Here is a 15,618-nt window from a genome sequence, read left to right on the forward strand (position 1 = left end):
AATATTCGTGAAATAGTAATGGCTTACGTCAGCTTACGTATCCTTGAAGATGGCATACATTTCAAAGAAGATACATACACAGCCTTACTCAATGTTGGAATATAACTGGCAAACTATATGTAAGTTTACCGATGGAGAGTAATAAAGTGAAAATAGGATGTCTTTCCCCTCTTGTAATGGCTTTAGCTATAATGAGCCTACCCGGCTGTAATTCAAACTCTGCTCAATCAGCAGGTCACTCCAATCAGACTGCGGTTAACAGTAACGGCCTATCTGCACAGACACTGGAATTAGGTATTACTAGTGTGCCGGAAAATCTTTCGGTTACTTTCAGTAGTAAGCTGAAATTTAACCGCTACACCAAGGTTATGGCATCGAATGGCAAAGCCATTCATATTGTTGCTCAAGATAAGCTCTCTGATAATCAGATCGTAAGGGCGCGCTCGATACTTGAGCACTATTTAGCACCGTATTCGGGCTCGGTGTATGGCGCTAATAAAACAGCCATCGCTAATAAGATGACAGAAAACAATGCTACTTTATTGTTATTGAATGGTAGTGATGATGGAACTAACCCTGCCGCAGAACTTGATGGCCAGCCCCTGTATCAGAACGAAATTCAGGTCGAAGGACATAGTTGGTATATCAATCAGAACTATGATCACCGTGATGCGGCTTTTGAAGAAATTCTGCATATGGTTCACGACTACGGGATAGGAGTCGATCAAAACGAGCGTTTTGTTGGCGCCCTGCCGGCCTACCAAGCTGAGATTCGCAGTGCGCAGGTGAGAGCATTAACTGACAACCTATGGGGAATTGGCTCAGGTAATAAGGCCTGGATCCAAGAGCTCACCGCAGAAAACAGTTTATCCCAGGAATATTTGGCTGCAGTTGTGGATTCTTTTTACGGCCTTTGGGGGGCGTGGTCAGGTAGTAATACAAATGGTATGTGGGGGCTATATATTGCCAAAACACGAGCAGAAATTTCATCTGAAGATATGCTCGGAGCACAGCTTATGGCCAACAAGTTCTTTCATCCTTACCTCACCTATAATGCGAGAATTGATGAAAGTTTTAAGGGGGATTTTAGCCTGAGGTTAGATCCGAAAAAGCCTTATACCCACCATTCACAGTACCTGAAAGATGTCACATTAACTGGAAGTAATGCATCTAATGTGATTGTCAATCAGTTTGATAACAAGATCACCGGAAACAGTGGCACAAATAAAGTGTTGTTCTCTGGTAATTCATCGCAATACATCATTGATAAACAGCAGGACGGCATCGTTGTGATTACCGATTTAGTCGATAGCAGGGATGGTGTTAATACTGTGAATGATATTGAAGAATTAGTGTTTAATGATGTGACGGTATTTCTGTAATTAATTGATTATTAAGGAGATAAATAAACTCTGGTGCATGCTTATAGCATTTGCCAGAGTATTTTAATAAAGAGAAGAGTTTAATGCTGTAATTTCGCACAGCTTTCATTTGACAGAACTTATTGTGATCAACTCATCATATTTGAAACAAAGTATGCGGATAGGGGATTTTATTGGCTGAGATAATATTCACTATTGACGAATTGTTCATAAAAAAACCACTCTATTAGCCAGATGAAACGCATATTCACGGATAATTAATCGCATAGTAATGATTTTTTGCAGGAGACATGCACTTCTAGTGAAATAGTAGTTTGATACCTATCACATTCCCATTAATTGTTTTCGCCTACTATAGCGCTACATTAATTAACTCACCTGAAGGGTTAATTAAGTTAAAATATTACTTCTAATATCTTTTATTCAATAATACTCGTTATTTAAATAGAGATATCCTATAAGAATAAAACTATAACTCCATTAATAAATATAGGAGATACGATCATATGCGCATAGTATTAGCATTAGGTGGCAATGCACTTTTAGCTCGTGGCCAAGCTTTAACTGCTGAAAACCAACGTGAGAATATCAAGAAGTCTGCAGCAAGTATTGCAGCTATCGCGAAGGAACATGAAATTGTGGTTGTACATGGAAATGGACCACAAGTGGGTTTATTAATGGAACAAAATGCGGCGTATCAAGAATATTCGCCAGAGACAACACCTTATCCGATGGATGTTTTGGGGTCACAAACCTGCGGTATGGTTGGCTATATGCTTCAACAGGAGTTGCGTAATATCGATATGTCACTTGATATTGCGACATTAGTTACCCAAACAGAAGTGAGTAAAGAAGACCCGGCATTTGCAAATCCGACTAAATTTGTCGGCCCAGTTTATACCCCGGAACGTGCCAAAGAGATCATGGCAGAAACATCAATGACCTTTAAAGCCGATGGTGACTACTATCGCCGTGTTGTACCGTCTCCGATGCCGAAGGATATTGTAGAACTTCCGCAGATTGAGGCCTTGCTGCAGGCGGGAAATTTGGTTATTGCCTGTGGCGGCGGCGGTGTACCTGTATGTATTGAAGATAATCAAAGCACAGGTGTTGAATGTGTTATTGATAAAGATCTGACTGCTGAGCTGTTGGCTGAAAAGATTAATGCGGACTTGTTTATTATCCTGACCGATGGCTCAATTTACCGTAATTATGGTAAAGAAGATCAGGCAGAAATGAAGCAGGCAACTCCAGCTGGTTTGTCTGAATTTAATTTCCCTGCGGGTTCGATGGGACCGAAAATTGAAGCGGTTTGTAAATTCGTAGAAACTGGTCGTGGTAGCTCCGCAATTGGTTCGCTATTTGACCTAGATAAGATTATTAATAATGAAGCTGGCACTTTGGTAACTCAAGGCGAGGGGATTGTTTACTATTAATCGCTGATATTATCGGATTAAATATCTAACCATTTATAAATGCCTTCGTATATTTTCATATGCGGAGGCTTTTAACGATTAGCCCTGCCAAATTGTATTATCAATAGTTAATAAACAAACTACCCGCATACAAACCATGAGTTTGCTGCTGCGGTAATGTAAGCCATAGAGTGCCATTCAAGTTGTTCCAGTGCCGGAGCAGTTCTAATATCCCCTTTATATTTCGCTTTAGTAGCTACTTTGACCAATCCATCTTTTACACTGTGGACAGTACCAATGTAGGTATATCCAATTGCAGAGTCTACGGGGCGGTTATATAAACAGACAGTAGAGCCGATATGGGAATAGATATATTGGCTTTCCTCATTCCATAGCTCAGTGGAAATGGGCTCTTTCGGTGATTGATATAGCTGTCCATGGTCTGAAGTGGGTATAACAAGCTGACGATGGACAGAATAAGGCTGGTAGCCCAGTACTTTCGCCGCTTCATACCATTTCTCTGGCCATGCTCTGGTATTTTCAATGAGTTTTATTGTTACGAATGGACCATCTAAGCAAAGATCGGCCCAGAGTTCAGTACTTGATATTTTGGCATAAAAAAGAGGGAACTCATCTACTGTATTGGCATTATAGACACACCAAGTGCCGGTATCCTGATGGATCAATTGGTTGGTATTGGCATCGCAAACTCGCTTGGCCAATTGTTGGAATTCTTGTATATCATTTTGAGCTTCTTGCGGGCTATTAGCACAATAACGGTAAGTAAAGGAAAAAGCACTTTTGGGGTAGAACAGCCCCTTATCGACGACAGCACCGCTACTTCGAGCCTCATTGAGGTTAATGAAACTCTTGGCTGAGTCAAAAAAGCGGTATTGATTGTAGAAAAAGATTGAATCTGGCGCGCTACTACAGCTAATAACAAATGGGGCAGCTATGGCTCCGGGAACTAACGATTTGAATTGACGAACATGCATAGGCAACGCTACCTGTATCTACTTATCAAATACTCTTAAGTATATAAGGTGTCTAGGAGTTGAGAGTAAAAATGAAACTAAGGCAAGGTACTACGATTAGTCGTTTGTCATTAATAAGGTGATGTTTGGTACAACTTTCGACCTAGAGTACTAGGCGGAAGCCGATATACAACTACACTGGCTTTATACCTAAGCAATTTAAGTATATCTAGCAGGAATAGAGTCTAGTGGTTTATACCCAGTAATTGGGTATAGAGGGCACACTCAAGTCATTCATCTTGATATCGAGGAATTAGTATGGCTGACATTTTTGGGTTTGATGCATTTTCGCCGAAGCAAATTGCCGATAAGGTCGATACTATTGGTGTGGCCAAGGCGCGTTTGCCGTTTTTGTCTATGTTGATGTTAGGGATGCTTGCTGGTGGTTTTATCGGTTTGGGCGGGCTTTATTATGCGTTGGTCAAATCAGATGCCAGTTTCAGTTTTGCCACTGCTCAGGTGCTTGGCGGATTGTGTTTTTCTCTGGGATTACTGTTGGTCATTGTCGCCGGGGCCGAATTGTTTACCGGTAACAACTTACTGGCAATGGCTTGGGCGGATGGAAAAATAACAACGACCGAGTTGCTGAACAACTGGGTCGTTGTTTGCTTTGCTAATTTTATCGGTGCTGCCGGGTTGGCACTTCTGGTATTTCTTTCCGGCCACACCGAGATGAATCAGGGGGCCATTGCAGAAACATACCTAAAAATAGCGGAAGCGAAATGTAGCCTGCCATTTTGGACCGCTTTTTTTCGGGGAGTACTGTGTAATATTCTGGTTTGTATGGCGGTATGGATGGCATTAGCAGGACGTAGTGTGATTGACAAGGCCGTTGCGATCATCTTTCCCATTTCGGCATTTGTAGCGGCAGGTTTCGAGCACAGTATCGCCAATATGTTCTTTATCCCGCTGGGGATGCTGCTAAAGGCGTTTACGGATACAGGTGTTGCGGCTGACTCGGTGACCTGGTTAGGTTTTCTGGGAAACTTAGTGCCAGTGATCCTTGGTAACCTTATTGGTGGCAGCGTGATGGTCGGATTGGTTTATCACGTTATCTATCAAAGAGCACCGACTCAAACTCAGCCCGAGAAGCCAAGCGATAAGCCATAACGTTAACTCCAATAATTACTAGCGGAGTAGGAGAGAGGAGAGGTATTTCTGTAAGCTGCAGAGGCTTTTAAAATCTGATGCTTCAATAATCTGAGATACCTAACCCTCTAGATTTTTAGACTATTCTCAGCCCTTGCTCAGTTGCTATTTATATTGGCTGCTATACTCAGCCCATCACAATAATTTGTTGCGCAATGACTATGACTTCCTCGATTGTAAAAACCGTTTGTCCTTTTTGCGGTGTGGGTTGCGGAATTTGCTTGAAAATAGACAAGCAGGGAAATCTGACGGGCGTTGAGCCGCAAGCCAATCATCCGATCAGCCACGGTAAGTTGTGTGAAAAGGGTTGGAGTACGGCCTATGCTATTCGTCCAGATAATCGAATTACCCAGCCACTAAAGCGTATCAAGGATCAGTTTGTTCCCATTAGCTGGGATGAGGCACTAACTACGATCAGCGAAACAGTCAGCGACATCCTTAATGAAACGGGTGCCAAAGCGGTTGGGGTGATCTCCAGTGCCCGGGCGACAAACGAAGATAATTATGCCGCCCAGAAATTTGCCCGAGCAGTACTTAAAACCAATAATATCGATCACTGTGCGCGGATCTGCCATAGCCCCACCGTTGCTGGTTTGAAGCAGGCGTTGGGATCCGGAGCGATGACCAACAGTACCAAGGATCTGTTTGAAACTGATGTGATCGTCGTGATTGGTGCCGATCCGACGGAAAATCACAGCGTGTTGGGCGGGCAGGTTTTTGAGGCACAACGTCGAGGTGCCAAGCTCATTGTTATCGATCCGCGAGTGACCAGACTGGCCAAAGTGGCGGATTGGCATTTACAGCTCAAACTGGGCACCAATATTGCCCTTATTAACGCCATGCTTCAGGTGATTATTGAGCATCAGTGGCATGATAAAGATTTTATCGAGCAACGCTGCGAAGGTTTTGACGAACTCGCGCGTAATGTCGCAACGGTGACTCCTGAATCTGTCGAAGAATGTACCGGCGTCAGTGCAGAGCTGATTCGGATAGTCGCTCAGCTCTATAGTCAGGCGAAAAGTGCCATGATTCTTTATGGCATGGGGATCACTCAGTTTGTCAGTGGTACCCAAAATGTTATAGCCCTTGCAGATCTTGCCTTGGTATGTGGCCATATCGGGCGGCCTGGCACCGGAATCAACCCATTGCGTGGTCAAAATAACGTGCAGGGAGCGTGCGATATGGGGTGTTTGCCTAACGTTTATCCCGGTTATCAGGCTGTTGACGATCCTGCTGTACGGCAAAAATTTTCGCAGGCTTGGGGAGAAAACGTTGCCGATCAACCGGGTTTAACATCGCTGGGAATGACCAAAGCAACATTGGCCGGTGACTTTCGTGCGCTGATTCTATTCGGTGAAGATCCGGTGGTAACTGACCCGGATCAGAACCATGTCAAAGAGGCGCTTAAGGCGTTGGATTTGCTGGTGGTGGCTGAACTGACGATGACCGAAACTGCCAAGCTAGCCGATATTGTCCTTCCTGCCGCTTCGTTTGCCGAGAAAGACGGCACATTTACCAATTGTGAGCGACGAGTTCAGCAGATTTCACAAGCTTTGGCTCCTTTTGGCTCGGCGATGGGCGACTGGCAGTGGCTAAGTGCCTTGGCGGCCAAGCTCGGCAGTCAGCAACTGAACTGGATGAGCAGCGAGCAGGTTTTTGAAGAAATGGCCTCGCTGACTCCGTCTTATCAGGGCATGTCCTATGACGAAATCAGTCGGTCACACGGTATACAGTGGCCATGCAATAACGATGCACCGCAGGGTACCCAGGTTTTGCACCGTGATACTTTCCCGATAGGGAAAGCTAAACTGACGCCTGTCCATTATGTTGAAATTGATGAGCCTGCCGATGAGCAGTTTCCGTTACTGTTGACCACTAACCGTCTTCATTTTCATTACGGTTGTGGCTCCATGACCCGCAAATCTCCGTTGCTGGAGCGTGAAACCCCGGCAGGGATTTTATTTATTAATCCTAAGGATGCACAGGCACTTAACATTCAACTGCATTCCCCTGTCGCGGTAAGGTCTCGTCGTGGTTATGTTGAGACACGGGCAATGCTCACCAATGACGTCCCTCCCGGCTTGGTGAGTATGCCTTATCACTTCAAAGAAGCTCCCTCGAATCAGCTTACGAATACGGCTCAGGATCCGATAACCAAGATGCCGGAGCTGAAAGCTTGTGCGGTTCAGGTATATCGTCTCCCTGAGGGGCAAGAGCCTCAAGATATTCAGCATTTATTGGAGGAAGAATAGGATGCAACAATATTTGCTCGAGTCGCTAGAGGAATTACAACTGCATTTGTCCCGCGCCCGCCAGTTCTATCAGGTTGTCGACAACGGTGATAGCAACGCGCACTGGCAGTATATTGATGTGGGAGAGATCCCTGCGTTAATCCACCAGAAACCAATGAGTTCGGCTAAGCGCTTTTTCTTTGCTGAGCAGGAACCTCTGTATGTGTTTGATGGACAGTTTTTCCGTGAAACAATCCCGGAGACAGAGCCATTTGTTCTGTTTGGCGTACAGAGTTGCGATTTGATGGCTATCCATTATCAGGATATCTTTTTTGAAGATGACCCTTATTATCAGGCGCGTCGTCAAAAAGGGTTATTGGTCGGTTTGGATTGCGTTCATCCTTGTGAGCAAGGATTTTGTCTCGCGGTTAATGCCGGCCCCGGTGTCAGAGATGAGACTGCCGATTTGATTTTGCACCCGCTACCAGATGGCCAGTGGCTGCTGGTGGTTATTACCGCGCTTGGCAAGGAGGCATTGGATGGATTGGCACTTAATTCCGCACCACCGCACGAGATGAGTCTGCGCTGGGAAAACCTGAGTCATTGCGAACAGGAGTTTGAGGACCATTCGTATATTCAGGCAGGGATAGAGAAGCTTAATAATGATGATATCTCGGATGACTTTTGGCAGCAGGTTGCGGTGCAATGCATCGGTTGCTCGGGTTGTACCACGCTTTGTCCAACCTGTTCTTGCTACGGTACTCAAAGCCGCAATGAATGGGCGGGGAATGAAGAAGCGAGCCCAAGCGGGGCCGAAAGTTGCTTAGACGGTGGCGTACAGAAAATCCAAAAGCTGCGTTATTGGGATTCCTGCCTCTATGAAGGCTTCCAGCGCGAAGCGAGTTTTCACAACCCTGCCGGGCTGGCCGGAGAGCGGGTAAAACGCTTTTGGTACCACAAATTCAGCGATGACTTCGTACCGGATTTTGGTCGTTATGGTTGCATTGGGTGTGGTCGTTGCGAACAAACTTGCCCTGGTGTTATTGGTGTCCATTCGATAATGAAAAGGATCGTCGACGATGCATAATTTCACTCCTACGGCTATCCAGTTAGTTGATTATTATGATGATGGTGAACATGCCCGCCACTTTAATTTTCGCTTGTTAGCTGAGCCGGAAGCAGCAAGCCAGGGTATCGCTCACCACTGGCAACATGTTAAGGCCGGACAGTTTTTTATGCTTTGTGTGCCAAGTGTGGGAGAGGCTCCCTTTACCTTTACCCAGGCTCCTGATGAGACTGGGCATTTCCGAGCTCTGGTGCGTCGTATGGGCTCAGTGACATCGGCGCTGTTCGAACTGGAAGCCGGTCAGATCCTAGGTGCGCGGGGGCCGTTTGGAAAAGGCTGGCCGATGAACGGCATAGCCGACAAGCGTGTCTTGGTGGTGGGGGGCGGTTGTGGGCTTGCTCCCTTGGTGAGTGTGGTGAATCAGCTAATCGATCAGCAAAACTATACTCAGTTGACGGTGGTGTATGGTGCGCGAAACCGCATGGTGCAGATGCTGAACCCTGAGCGGGAGCGCTGGCAGCATATTATACCGGTCTACAATATGATTGAAGACGGTACGACTAACGGTGATGACAATGAATATATCGGCACCCCTGTTGATATTATGCCTACCGTACTCAATAGTTTTGGTGAATTACCGGAGGTAGCGTTACTTGCGGGGCCAGAAGCCATGATGTATTCCATGGCAGAATACCTAGTCGCGTTTGGTCTGTCAGATCATTCAATCTACCTGTCTATCGAGCGCCGCATGCATTGCGCCGTAGGGACATGTGGCCACTGCTATCTGAAAAATAAATATGCCTGTACCGATGGCCCCACTTTTCGCTGGGACGAGCTACAGCAGTACATGGTGCAAGGTACGGGGTAAGCTGCCACGACTCCTGATGAAAGTAGCTTACGCAATCAAACTGCGCCACACACTCGAAATAGGTGACACCTTACTAGCTGGTGGTGTCATATGGCGAAGTATGACTTTCTCCTCGCCCAACCTAACTAACATGATTGCATATATTCACCTTTGCCAACTACAATGCTCAGCTAATTGAAGTGCGGCAGTTAATCGTCGGAATACGATCTTTAACTGCATAACTGCGTTGTACGTCAGGGAGAATAATTACAATGAGAAAGTTAGTTGGTTCTTGTCTTTGTGGAGAGGTACAAATAGAAGTCCCAGATGAATTTGAGTATATGGGGAATTGTCATTGCTCAGAATGTCGTAAGTTTACAGGGTCAGATTATTCATCTGTTGGTGGTTTAAGCTCTGAAAAATTCAACTTAAAAGCTGGTCAAGAATATGTCTCAACTTATCAAAAAAGTAAGGAAACTGAGCTAGCATTTTGCAAGTGCTGTGGCTCTAGCCTCTACTCACGTAAAATAACAGGCGGTAAACATAATATCCGCTTGGGTATCTTAAACGACATACCTACACACCAACCCAATTTTCATATCTTTGTTGCTTCTAAAGCCCCTTGGAATGAAATTACTGACGGTTTGAAGCAGTTTGAGCAAGGGCCTGTAAAACCGTAGACCACGTTGGCATACGTATAACAAGAGAGTAAGTGTTACTCAGCCGACGCTCAGAAAAAGAAAATTATTGAAAATAAGAGAGTATAAAATGATCCCAATCAGAGCCGCTGTGGTATCAGGTGTGGCGCTTTCAAATATTGATGGTGAAACGAAAATACTTTTAATGAAGCGCACAAAAGGTGGTTTTTGGTGTCACGTTGCCGGGTCAATTGAAGGTAATGAAACAGGTTGGCAGACAATTATTCGGGAGTTCTATGAAGAGACTCAAATAAATGTTGGTGAACTCTATAATGCTCAATGTCTCGAGCAGTTTTATGAAGCTAATTTGAATGTCATTGAAATTATCCCTGTTTTTGTTGTTTCGTGTCCACCGAATCAAGAAGTAATTTTAAACCCTGAGCACACTGAATACCGTTGGTGTACGTTAGATGAAGCTAAAGCTTTAGTTTCATTTCCGGGACAAAGGGAAATTTACGACCACATTTGGGATAATTTTGTACTGAATGAGCCGTCACCTTACCTAAAGGTGAAAATTATCTAATTGGCGAGCAGGGCCATGTATCCCAGCTCGCGCCTGCTGGCACCAAGGTCAGAGCCTTTATTAACTATTTTTCTGAGTACTATGACAGCCTGCCATATTGGGACGCGAAACTTGGCTGATAATAAAAATGGCCCCGAAAGTGGGGCCCTTCAATAAATGGCAGCTAGATTTACTGGGTATAGTAAATCGGCTTCGAAAGGTGAGTGTGGCGCTTTTGGAAATTAGCCTTGACCTGTCTAGTGCTTCATAGTTTATGGTGTGATCCCTAATTTAAGGAAAGTCCATATATTGAATTTTGAGCACGGAAGTGCGCTAGGTATGGCATGTGATACACAAAATATACTCGGGGATAAACCGTATGACAGTTTCAACACCATCATTAACTCAATTAGGTTGGCGACCATTTTTTCAACAGCAGCTGAGCCTCGATGAATTTAATCGTCTCAGTATTGCTCGTGTGATTGAACAGCATCGTAGTAATGTGGTGGTGATGGGTGAGCAAGGGCAAGTGAGTTTAACTCAATCTCCCAAGACTGAGCGCGTGTGCGTGGGAGACTGGGTGTTATTCGATGAATCACATAGATTGCATCGTCACCTTGATCGTCAGTCTCTGTTTCTGCGCAAAGCGCCGGGATCAAGAGTTGCAACTCAGCTAATTGCAGCCAATATAGACAGTGTTTTTATTGTGTGTTCATTAAATGATGACTTTAATTTAAGCCGAATTGAACGCTACCTTGCGGTTGCCAAGGAGGCAGAGGTAGAGCCAGTCATTATTTTAACCAAAGCGGATCAGTGTCCCGATCCCGACAGTAAGCGCCAACAAGTTCAGGCTCTAGATCCGTTTATGATGGTGCATGCAATTAATGCCCTTGATAATGAGCACCTCCAAGAACTTGCAGGTTACTGCCAACATGGAAAAACATTGGCACTTTTAGGTTCATCAGGTGTAGGAAAATCCACTTTAGTGAACGGACTAATGGGAAGCGAGGTATTGCAAACCGGTGAAATTCGCGAAGATGACAGTAAAGGTCGTCATACAACCACGTTCCGCTCCTTAAAGTGGCTGCCACAAGGCGGGCTTTTGATGGATACCCCGGGAATGCGTGAGCTTCAACTGAGCGATTGTGAGCAAGGGATCAATGAGACATTCAGCGAGATCACGAAACTAGCCGAACAATGCCGTTTTAATGACTGTAGCCATACCGCAGAGCCGGGATGTGCAGTACAAGCCGCGATCAGCGATGGCTCATTACAATCACGACGTTTACACAATTATCAGAAATTAATGCGTGAGCAAGCGTTCAATAGCGCGACACTGGCCGAAAAGCGTGCGAAAGACAGAGCGTTTGGCAAAATGATTCATAATGTACAAAGTGAGTTGCGTTATCGTAAGAAAGGGCATTAAGGCCAGTGGTTAATTTAGCTAGCCACCAAGTTAGGCGCTAGTAGATACCGTGTAAACACGAATCTGCCGCAAAGCCATTTTGAGTAGGTCGCTCTTAGCATTTCTTGTAATTCAAAGCTGTCCTAATTTTCTATCGACGCCATATTAGGATTTTCTTCCTGATTCAGAATACAGAGATCATTGTTTTTAAGAGCGAATTCAAGAGCTGTCAGGGACGGGATATCCATTTTTACCCACGTAAAACTACGTCCAAGATCTATTATGGAATGAGCATCAGAACCACGAACGACCGCGATGTGAGAAGCCGCTTGTTTCAGTTCAGGATGGACGGTATCGAGATGAGTAGTCTTTAGGAATTGCGCAGCATCAATTAGGTTGAGTGATTTCTGTATATCTGGGTTAATATTTCGAACATTTTCTAGCAGACCTTTTGAACCCTCGATATGGGCAGGGATTGAAAGTCCTCCAGCTTGTTTAACTTTTGCAATAATGGTTTCAAGCGACTCGGTAGACGATGTTCTTTCGGGATCGCCAAAATCATCGCAAATGCCGCATGCGTCAAGCAGTACTGTGATGTGATTTGAATCTACACTTGGGTCAAAAAGTGCCAGTAAATGAATACTACTGGCTCCGGTTGATATCGTGATTTCACACCCTGGAAAAATATGTAGTGGCCGATACCATTGTTCAGACTTATCCAGGTTGATATATGTTTCTTTCAGTTTGTTAATCCAACTGCCTGAGTTGTGGTCAGTGATGGCCACACAGTCTATTTCGGCTTGCATTACAGCTTTTAGCCACTCCACTTCATTAGGGATTTCTTGATCACGATAATCAATTGAAGCGGGTGTATGAGTGTGGAAATCAAATTTAAACCACTGACTTCCAATAGCCGGTTGAGGCATTAATGCCATTCCTTATTAAGACCACCAAAATTGGCTGACTAAGTTTAAAAGTTTATTGGTGTTCTTTTTATGATTGCTGTCGCATATTTCCATTTAGTTGAGGGTATATTTAATGCTTTTAACTAAATGCAGATTCGCTGTTATGTAAGTGATTAACCATATAGATTCAATCTCACTTGGCATCTCTTGAAGCTTCAAATTGCAAGCATTGTTATTGTACTGCTATTGCCTCACTCCTGTTTAGAACACTTGCTCATTTATATCCTGCTATCAGTGATTAGGCTTGGTAATATTGGGGAGGTATGTCAAATCGTTTCAATCAGAAACTTGGGTACTATTCTTTCCGCTCGGTTTCGTACCCAAAGTGAGTTACGCCATAGTTTTTTCAGAACTTCGCGGTGAATTTGAACTACTTTTACTTATACCAAAATGTTTGAGTAATCATTTTACCTAATGAAAATGACACACTTTATTAAGTGGCCAAATTCACCGTACCACTTCAGTCTATGTCATCCGTTAGGCAATCATGGGAGGCACAAGTGAAGACACTGGAAATCGAATGGAAACATCTTGATATGGAAGGCAAAACTTGCTCTCGGTGTTCTAGTACAGGCAAAGCACTCCAAGAAGCCATTGGGAAACTCATGGAAGAATGTAAATCAATGGGGTGGAAGATAAAGTTTAAGGAAACAAAATTAACTTCAAAGAACACCTCAGAGTCAAATCTCATTCTCTTCAATGGCAAGCCGATAGAAGAGCTTCTACCTGCAGCTCGGGCATCCGAAAGTCACTGCGAGTCATGTAGCGAACTTACTGGCAAATCTACTTCATGTCGGATTATAGAGTTTGGGGGTAATACCTATGGAGGAATTCCGGCATCTCTTATTCGTCAGGTTGTATGTCAAATTACTCAATGCTGCTAAGAAAATTGCTTAACATGTACATTAGTTGCGTTACCTATCCGTAGTCAGACGCTCCTGAGATCGCGTCGTTTCGGTTGGCGTTACTCGGCCTAACAATAGAGAGTGCATCCTGATGCGAGCCGTACGGATTAGGGCGAATTATTCAATACGCAATTGCCCCGAAGTGATTTACGTTTCATCATCGGCATACATTGTTGTCTACTTTTTCGGAATATTTTTACTAATGTAGTAATATTATGCGTGTTTATAACAGTCTATTTGAGGGGGGGGGAGCTTGCTGTTACTGGCGAGACCATCATTATAAAAAAGAGAGCTCCCTTTTTCTTTGATTAATTGTACTGATATTAATCAAAGCAGGTAACTCTCTTGTTATCGAATTGAAGCAACAGATCTAATCAGGTTGGTTGCACATCAATCATGAAAGGTTGTTATTTCATCTTGAATAATAACACTTTATTGTATGCAGTCACCATTAATAGGTCTTGGTGTTTGCCGCCAATTTCGAGGTTACTGATATGACCGGCATCGATGGCAATGTAGTCAATCTGGTGACCCTTTTTGTCGAAAACACCGACACCACCTGGCCCAGCGACATAAACATTACCTTTCTGATCAACCTCAACGCCGTCGGCCATGGGTTCTGATGCAGAAGGCGCATTAACCTTAGCAAATGGGGTCTTATCACCAATTGCCTGACCGTTTACGGTGAAGCGGTAAACCCAGCCATCCGAGGTGTCAGCAACGTATAAGAATGATTCGTCAGGAGAAAATGCAATACCATTGGGTAACTTCAAAACCCCGGACACCAGTTGGAACTCGCCATCTAAGTAACGATAAATACCTCTGACTGGTTGCTCTTCTTCTGCTTTTTGCGGACCATATCCTTGAATGCCGAACGGAGGATCGGTAAACCAAACACTTCCATCGCTTTTGACTGTCACATCATTCGGGCTATTTAAAGGTTTGCCGTTGTATGTTGCTGCAGCGATCACTTTTTCGCCATTATTTTGTAGGTATGACAGCTTTCTGTCATGACGTGCTGCCCAAAGGTTTCCCTTTGGATCGATAGCAAGGCCATTGGCATAGCCAGAGTTTTCATCAAAGACGCTCAGTGTGCCTTTCAAGTCATATGAATATGTCTTGTTGTTTGGTATATCGCTAAATAGGAAGCGCTGGTGCTTCGCATCCCATACCGGGCCTTCCACAAACCCGAAAGAATCACCGATAAGGATTGGAGCATCTTGCACAACAGAGCTAGCTGAAGCGTTAATGGAGAAGGCCGTTACTGCGGCCATGAACATGACTTTTTTCATCTTACATACCTCTTGCTAACTCAGTTGCCTGCGAAGGCTTTAAATGTTTGTCCTGATTCAATGCCTAATGCAGAGCGGATATAGGATTTGGCGACATCCTTTGCATCGATGGCGTGGAACCCAGGGAAATAGTCGCCGTATGTATTCAGTGATTCGGTGACCACAGATGGGCTTACTACATTAATGCGTATACCTCGTGGTAACTCGTTCGATACGGCTTTGGCGAAATGTTGTATTGCACCGTTGAGTGTGGCAGCACTCGTACCATACGCAATCGGATAATCAGCAATAATGCCGCTTGTTAACGTGATGCTGCCGTTATCATTCAGGTATTCGGCACCAATCTGGGTTAAGTTCACTTGCCCCATTAATCGGCTGTTAATACCGACATCCCATTCTTCACGCGATAAATTGGCGAAAGCGTTGAAGGCAACGTCACCAGTAGCACAGATGATTGCGTCCAGCTGGCCTATTGAATCAAGTGCCGAGCGGATTGAGGCTGGGTTGGTAATGTCAATCTGTACATCGCCACTGCCTTTGCCAGCTTTCACAACTTCATGTGTTGCAGCCAGCGCTTCGACAACTTCGCGGCCAATTGTGCCCGATGCACCAATTACGAGAATTTTCATCGTTTAACTCCTTTCTGTTTACATTTTGTATCTTAGTTGGTTGTGTTTATGGGAAAAACAACAGAAAATGAGCGCACTGTTTACTAAATGGTGTTAAT

The 15,618-nt window shown here is 44.4% G+C and carries 14 protein-coding genes and 1 pseudogene; 11 read left to right on the forward strand and 4 right to left on the reverse strand.

The features are described from left to right. The first annotated feature begins 131 nt into the window (after nt 1-131). A complete protein-coding gene (locus tag MD588_RS10520) occupies nt 132-1,382 on the forward strand; it encodes a hypothetical protein (protein ID WP_265697155.1) in 1,251 nt (416 codons plus the stop codon). A 506-nt stretch (nt 1,383-1,888) separates the two neighbouring features. Continuing rightward, nucleotides 1,889-2,818, forward strand: a complete 930-nt coding sequence (locus tag MD588_RS10525; RefSeq protein ID WP_265697156.1) for a carbamate kinase — start codon at nt 1,889-1,891, stop codon at nt 2,816-2,818. A 119-nt stretch (nt 2,819-2,937) separates the two neighbouring features. Here MD588_RS10525 and MD588_RS10530 read toward each other — a convergent pair whose 3' ends face one another. Then, nucleotides 2,938-3,792: a hypothetical protein gene (locus MD588_RS10530; RefSeq protein ID WP_265697157.1), complete on the reverse strand. Its 855-nt coding sequence runs from the start codon at nt 3,790-3,792 to the stop codon at nt 2,938-2,940. Nucleotides 3,793-4,089: 297 nt separating this feature from the next. On the opposite strand from MD588_RS10530, the gene MD588_RS10535 reads away from it, so the two are divergent. The 8 genes and pseudogenes from MD588_RS10535 to rsgA all read left to right on the forward strand — a co-directional run bounded on the left by MD588_RS10535 (nt 4,090) and on the right by rsgA (nt 11,750). After that, complete coding sequence (locus MD588_RS10535) at nt 4,090-4,941, forward strand: formate/nitrite transporter family protein (RefSeq protein WP_265697158.1); 852 nt, start codon at nt 4,090-4,092, stop codon at nt 4,939-4,941. Between the two features lie 200 nt (nt 4,942-5,141). After that, nucleotides 5,142-7,232 carry a formate dehydrogenase subunit alpha gene (gene fdhF / locus MD588_RS10540; RefSeq protein ID WP_265697191.1) on the forward strand — a complete coding sequence of 697 codons (2,091 nt, stop codon included), beginning with the start codon at nt 5,142-5,144 and terminating at the stop codon, nt 7,230-7,232. 1 nt (nt 7,233) lies between these two features. Further along, nucleotides 7,234-8,298, forward strand: a complete 1,065-nt coding sequence (locus tag MD588_RS10545; RefSeq protein WP_265697160.1) for a 4Fe-4S dicluster domain-containing protein — start codon at nt 7,234-7,236, stop codon at nt 8,296-8,298. After that, on the forward strand, nt 8,291-9,145 hold the full coding sequence (locus MD588_RS10550) for an iron-sulfur cluster-binding protein (RefSeq protein ID WP_265697162.1): 855 nt from the start codon (nt 8,291-8,293) through the stop codon (nt 9,143-9,145). Before MD588_RS10545 ends, MD588_RS10550 begins: the two co-directional genes overlap by 8 nt. Before the next feature lie 251 nt (nt 9,146-9,396). Then, nucleotides 9,397-9,804 carry a GFA family protein gene (locus MD588_RS10555; RefSeq protein ID WP_265697163.1) on the forward strand — a complete coding sequence of 136 codons (408 nt, stop codon included), beginning with the start codon at nt 9,397-9,399 and terminating at the stop codon, nt 9,802-9,804. Between the two features lie 88 nt (nt 9,805-9,892). Further along, entirely contained in the window at nt 9,893-10,345 is a 453-nt protein-coding gene (locus tag MD588_RS10560; RefSeq protein ID WP_265697164.1) for an NUDIX hydrolase, read from the forward strand. A 12-nt stretch (nt 10,346-10,357) separates the two neighbouring features. Beyond that, nucleotides 10,358-10,464: pseudogene (locus tag MD588_RS10565) on the forward strand (LysR family transcriptional regulator); the annotation flags it as partial. Between the two features lie 239 nt (nt 10,465-10,703). Then, nucleotides 10,704-11,750, forward strand: a complete 1,047-nt coding sequence (rsgA, locus tag MD588_RS10570) for a ribosome small subunit-dependent GTPase A (RefSeq protein WP_265697165.1) — start codon at nt 10,704-10,706, stop codon at nt 11,748-11,750. A 122-nt stretch (nt 11,751-11,872) separates the two neighbouring features. Here the strand turns inward: rsgA and MD588_RS10575 are convergent, their stop codons facing one another. Beyond that, on the reverse strand, nt 11,873-12,655 hold the full coding sequence (locus MD588_RS10575; protein ID WP_265697166.1) for a hypothetical protein: 783 nt from the start codon (nt 12,653-12,655) through the stop codon (nt 11,873-11,875). Between the two features lie 539 nt (nt 12,656-13,194). Between MD588_RS10575 and MD588_RS10580 the strand changes: the two genes are divergently transcribed. Then, nucleotides 13,195-13,578, forward strand: a complete 384-nt coding sequence (locus tag MD588_RS10580) for a DUF2703 domain-containing protein (protein WP_265697167.1) — start codon at nt 13,195-13,197, stop codon at nt 13,576-13,578. Between the two features lie 428 nt (nt 13,579-14,006). Here MD588_RS10580 and MD588_RS10585 read toward each other — a convergent pair whose 3' ends face one another. Next, complete coding sequence (locus tag MD588_RS10585; RefSeq protein WP_265697168.1) at nt 14,007-14,891, reverse strand: SMP-30/gluconolactonase/LRE family protein; 885 nt, start codon at nt 14,889-14,891, stop codon at nt 14,007-14,009. A 20-nt stretch (nt 14,892-14,911) separates the two neighbouring features. Further along, nucleotides 14,912-15,520: a short chain dehydrogenase gene (locus MD588_RS10590; RefSeq protein WP_265697169.1), complete on the reverse strand. Its 609-nt coding sequence runs from the start codon at nt 15,518-15,520 to the stop codon at nt 14,912-14,914. Nucleotides 15,521-15,618 lie beyond the last annotated feature (98 nt).

This window comes from Photobacterium obscurum (assembly GCF_026191635.1).
Classification (GTDB): domain Bacteria; phylum Pseudomonadota; class Gammaproteobacteria; order Enterobacterales; family Vibrionaceae; genus Photobacterium; species Photobacterium obscurum.

What these genes read in the sequence shown, in the direction of transcription:
- MD588_RS10520 (WP_265697155.1), top strand. Translation starts at nt 132, where the DNA reads ATGGAGAGTAATAAAGTGAAAATAGGATGTCTTTCCCCTCTTGTAATG.
- MD588_RS10525 (WP_265697156.1), top strand. Translation starts at nt 1,889, where the DNA reads ATGCGCATAGTATTAGCATTAGGTGGCAATGCACTTTTAGCTCGTGGC.
- MD588_RS10530 (WP_265697157.1), bottom strand. Translation starts at nt 3,792, where the DNA reads ATGCATGTTCGTCAATTCAAATCGTTAGTTCCCGGAGCCATAGCTGCC.
- MD588_RS10535 (WP_265697158.1), top strand. Translation starts at nt 4,090, where the DNA reads ATGGCTGACATTTTTGGGTTTGATGCATTTTCGCCGAAGCAAATTGCC.
- fdhF (WP_265697191.1), top strand. Translation starts at nt 5,142, where the DNA reads ATGACTTCCTCGATTGTAAAAACCGTTTGTCCTTTTTGCGGTGTGGGT.
- MD588_RS10545 (WP_265697160.1), top strand. Translation starts at nt 7,234, where the DNA reads ATGCAACAATATTTGCTCGAGTCGCTAGAGGAATTACAACTGCATTTG.
- MD588_RS10550 (WP_265697162.1), top strand. Translation starts at nt 8,291, where the DNA reads ATGCATAATTTCACTCCTACGGCTATCCAGTTAGTTGATTATTATGAT.
- MD588_RS10555 (WP_265697163.1), top strand. Translation starts at nt 9,397, where the DNA reads ATGAGAAAGTTAGTTGGTTCTTGTCTTTGTGGAGAGGTACAAATAGAA.
- MD588_RS10560 (WP_265697164.1), top strand. Translation starts at nt 9,893, where the DNA reads ATGATCCCAATCAGAGCCGCTGTGGTATCAGGTGTGGCGCTTTCAAAT.
- rsgA (WP_265697165.1), top strand. Translation starts at nt 10,704, where the DNA reads ATGACAGTTTCAACACCATCATTAACTCAATTAGGTTGGCGACCATTT.
- MD588_RS10575 (WP_265697166.1), bottom strand. Translation starts at nt 12,655, where the DNA reads ATGCCTCAACCGGCTATTGGAAGTCAGTGGTTTAAATTTGATTTCCAC.
- MD588_RS10585 (WP_265697168.1), bottom strand. Translation starts at nt 14,891, where the DNA reads ATGAAAAAAGTCATGTTCATGGCCGCAGTAACGGCCTTCTCCATTAAC.
- MD588_RS10590 (WP_265697169.1), bottom strand. Translation starts at nt 15,520, where the DNA reads ATGAAAATTCTCGTAATTGGTGCATCGGGCACAATTGGCCGCGAAGTT.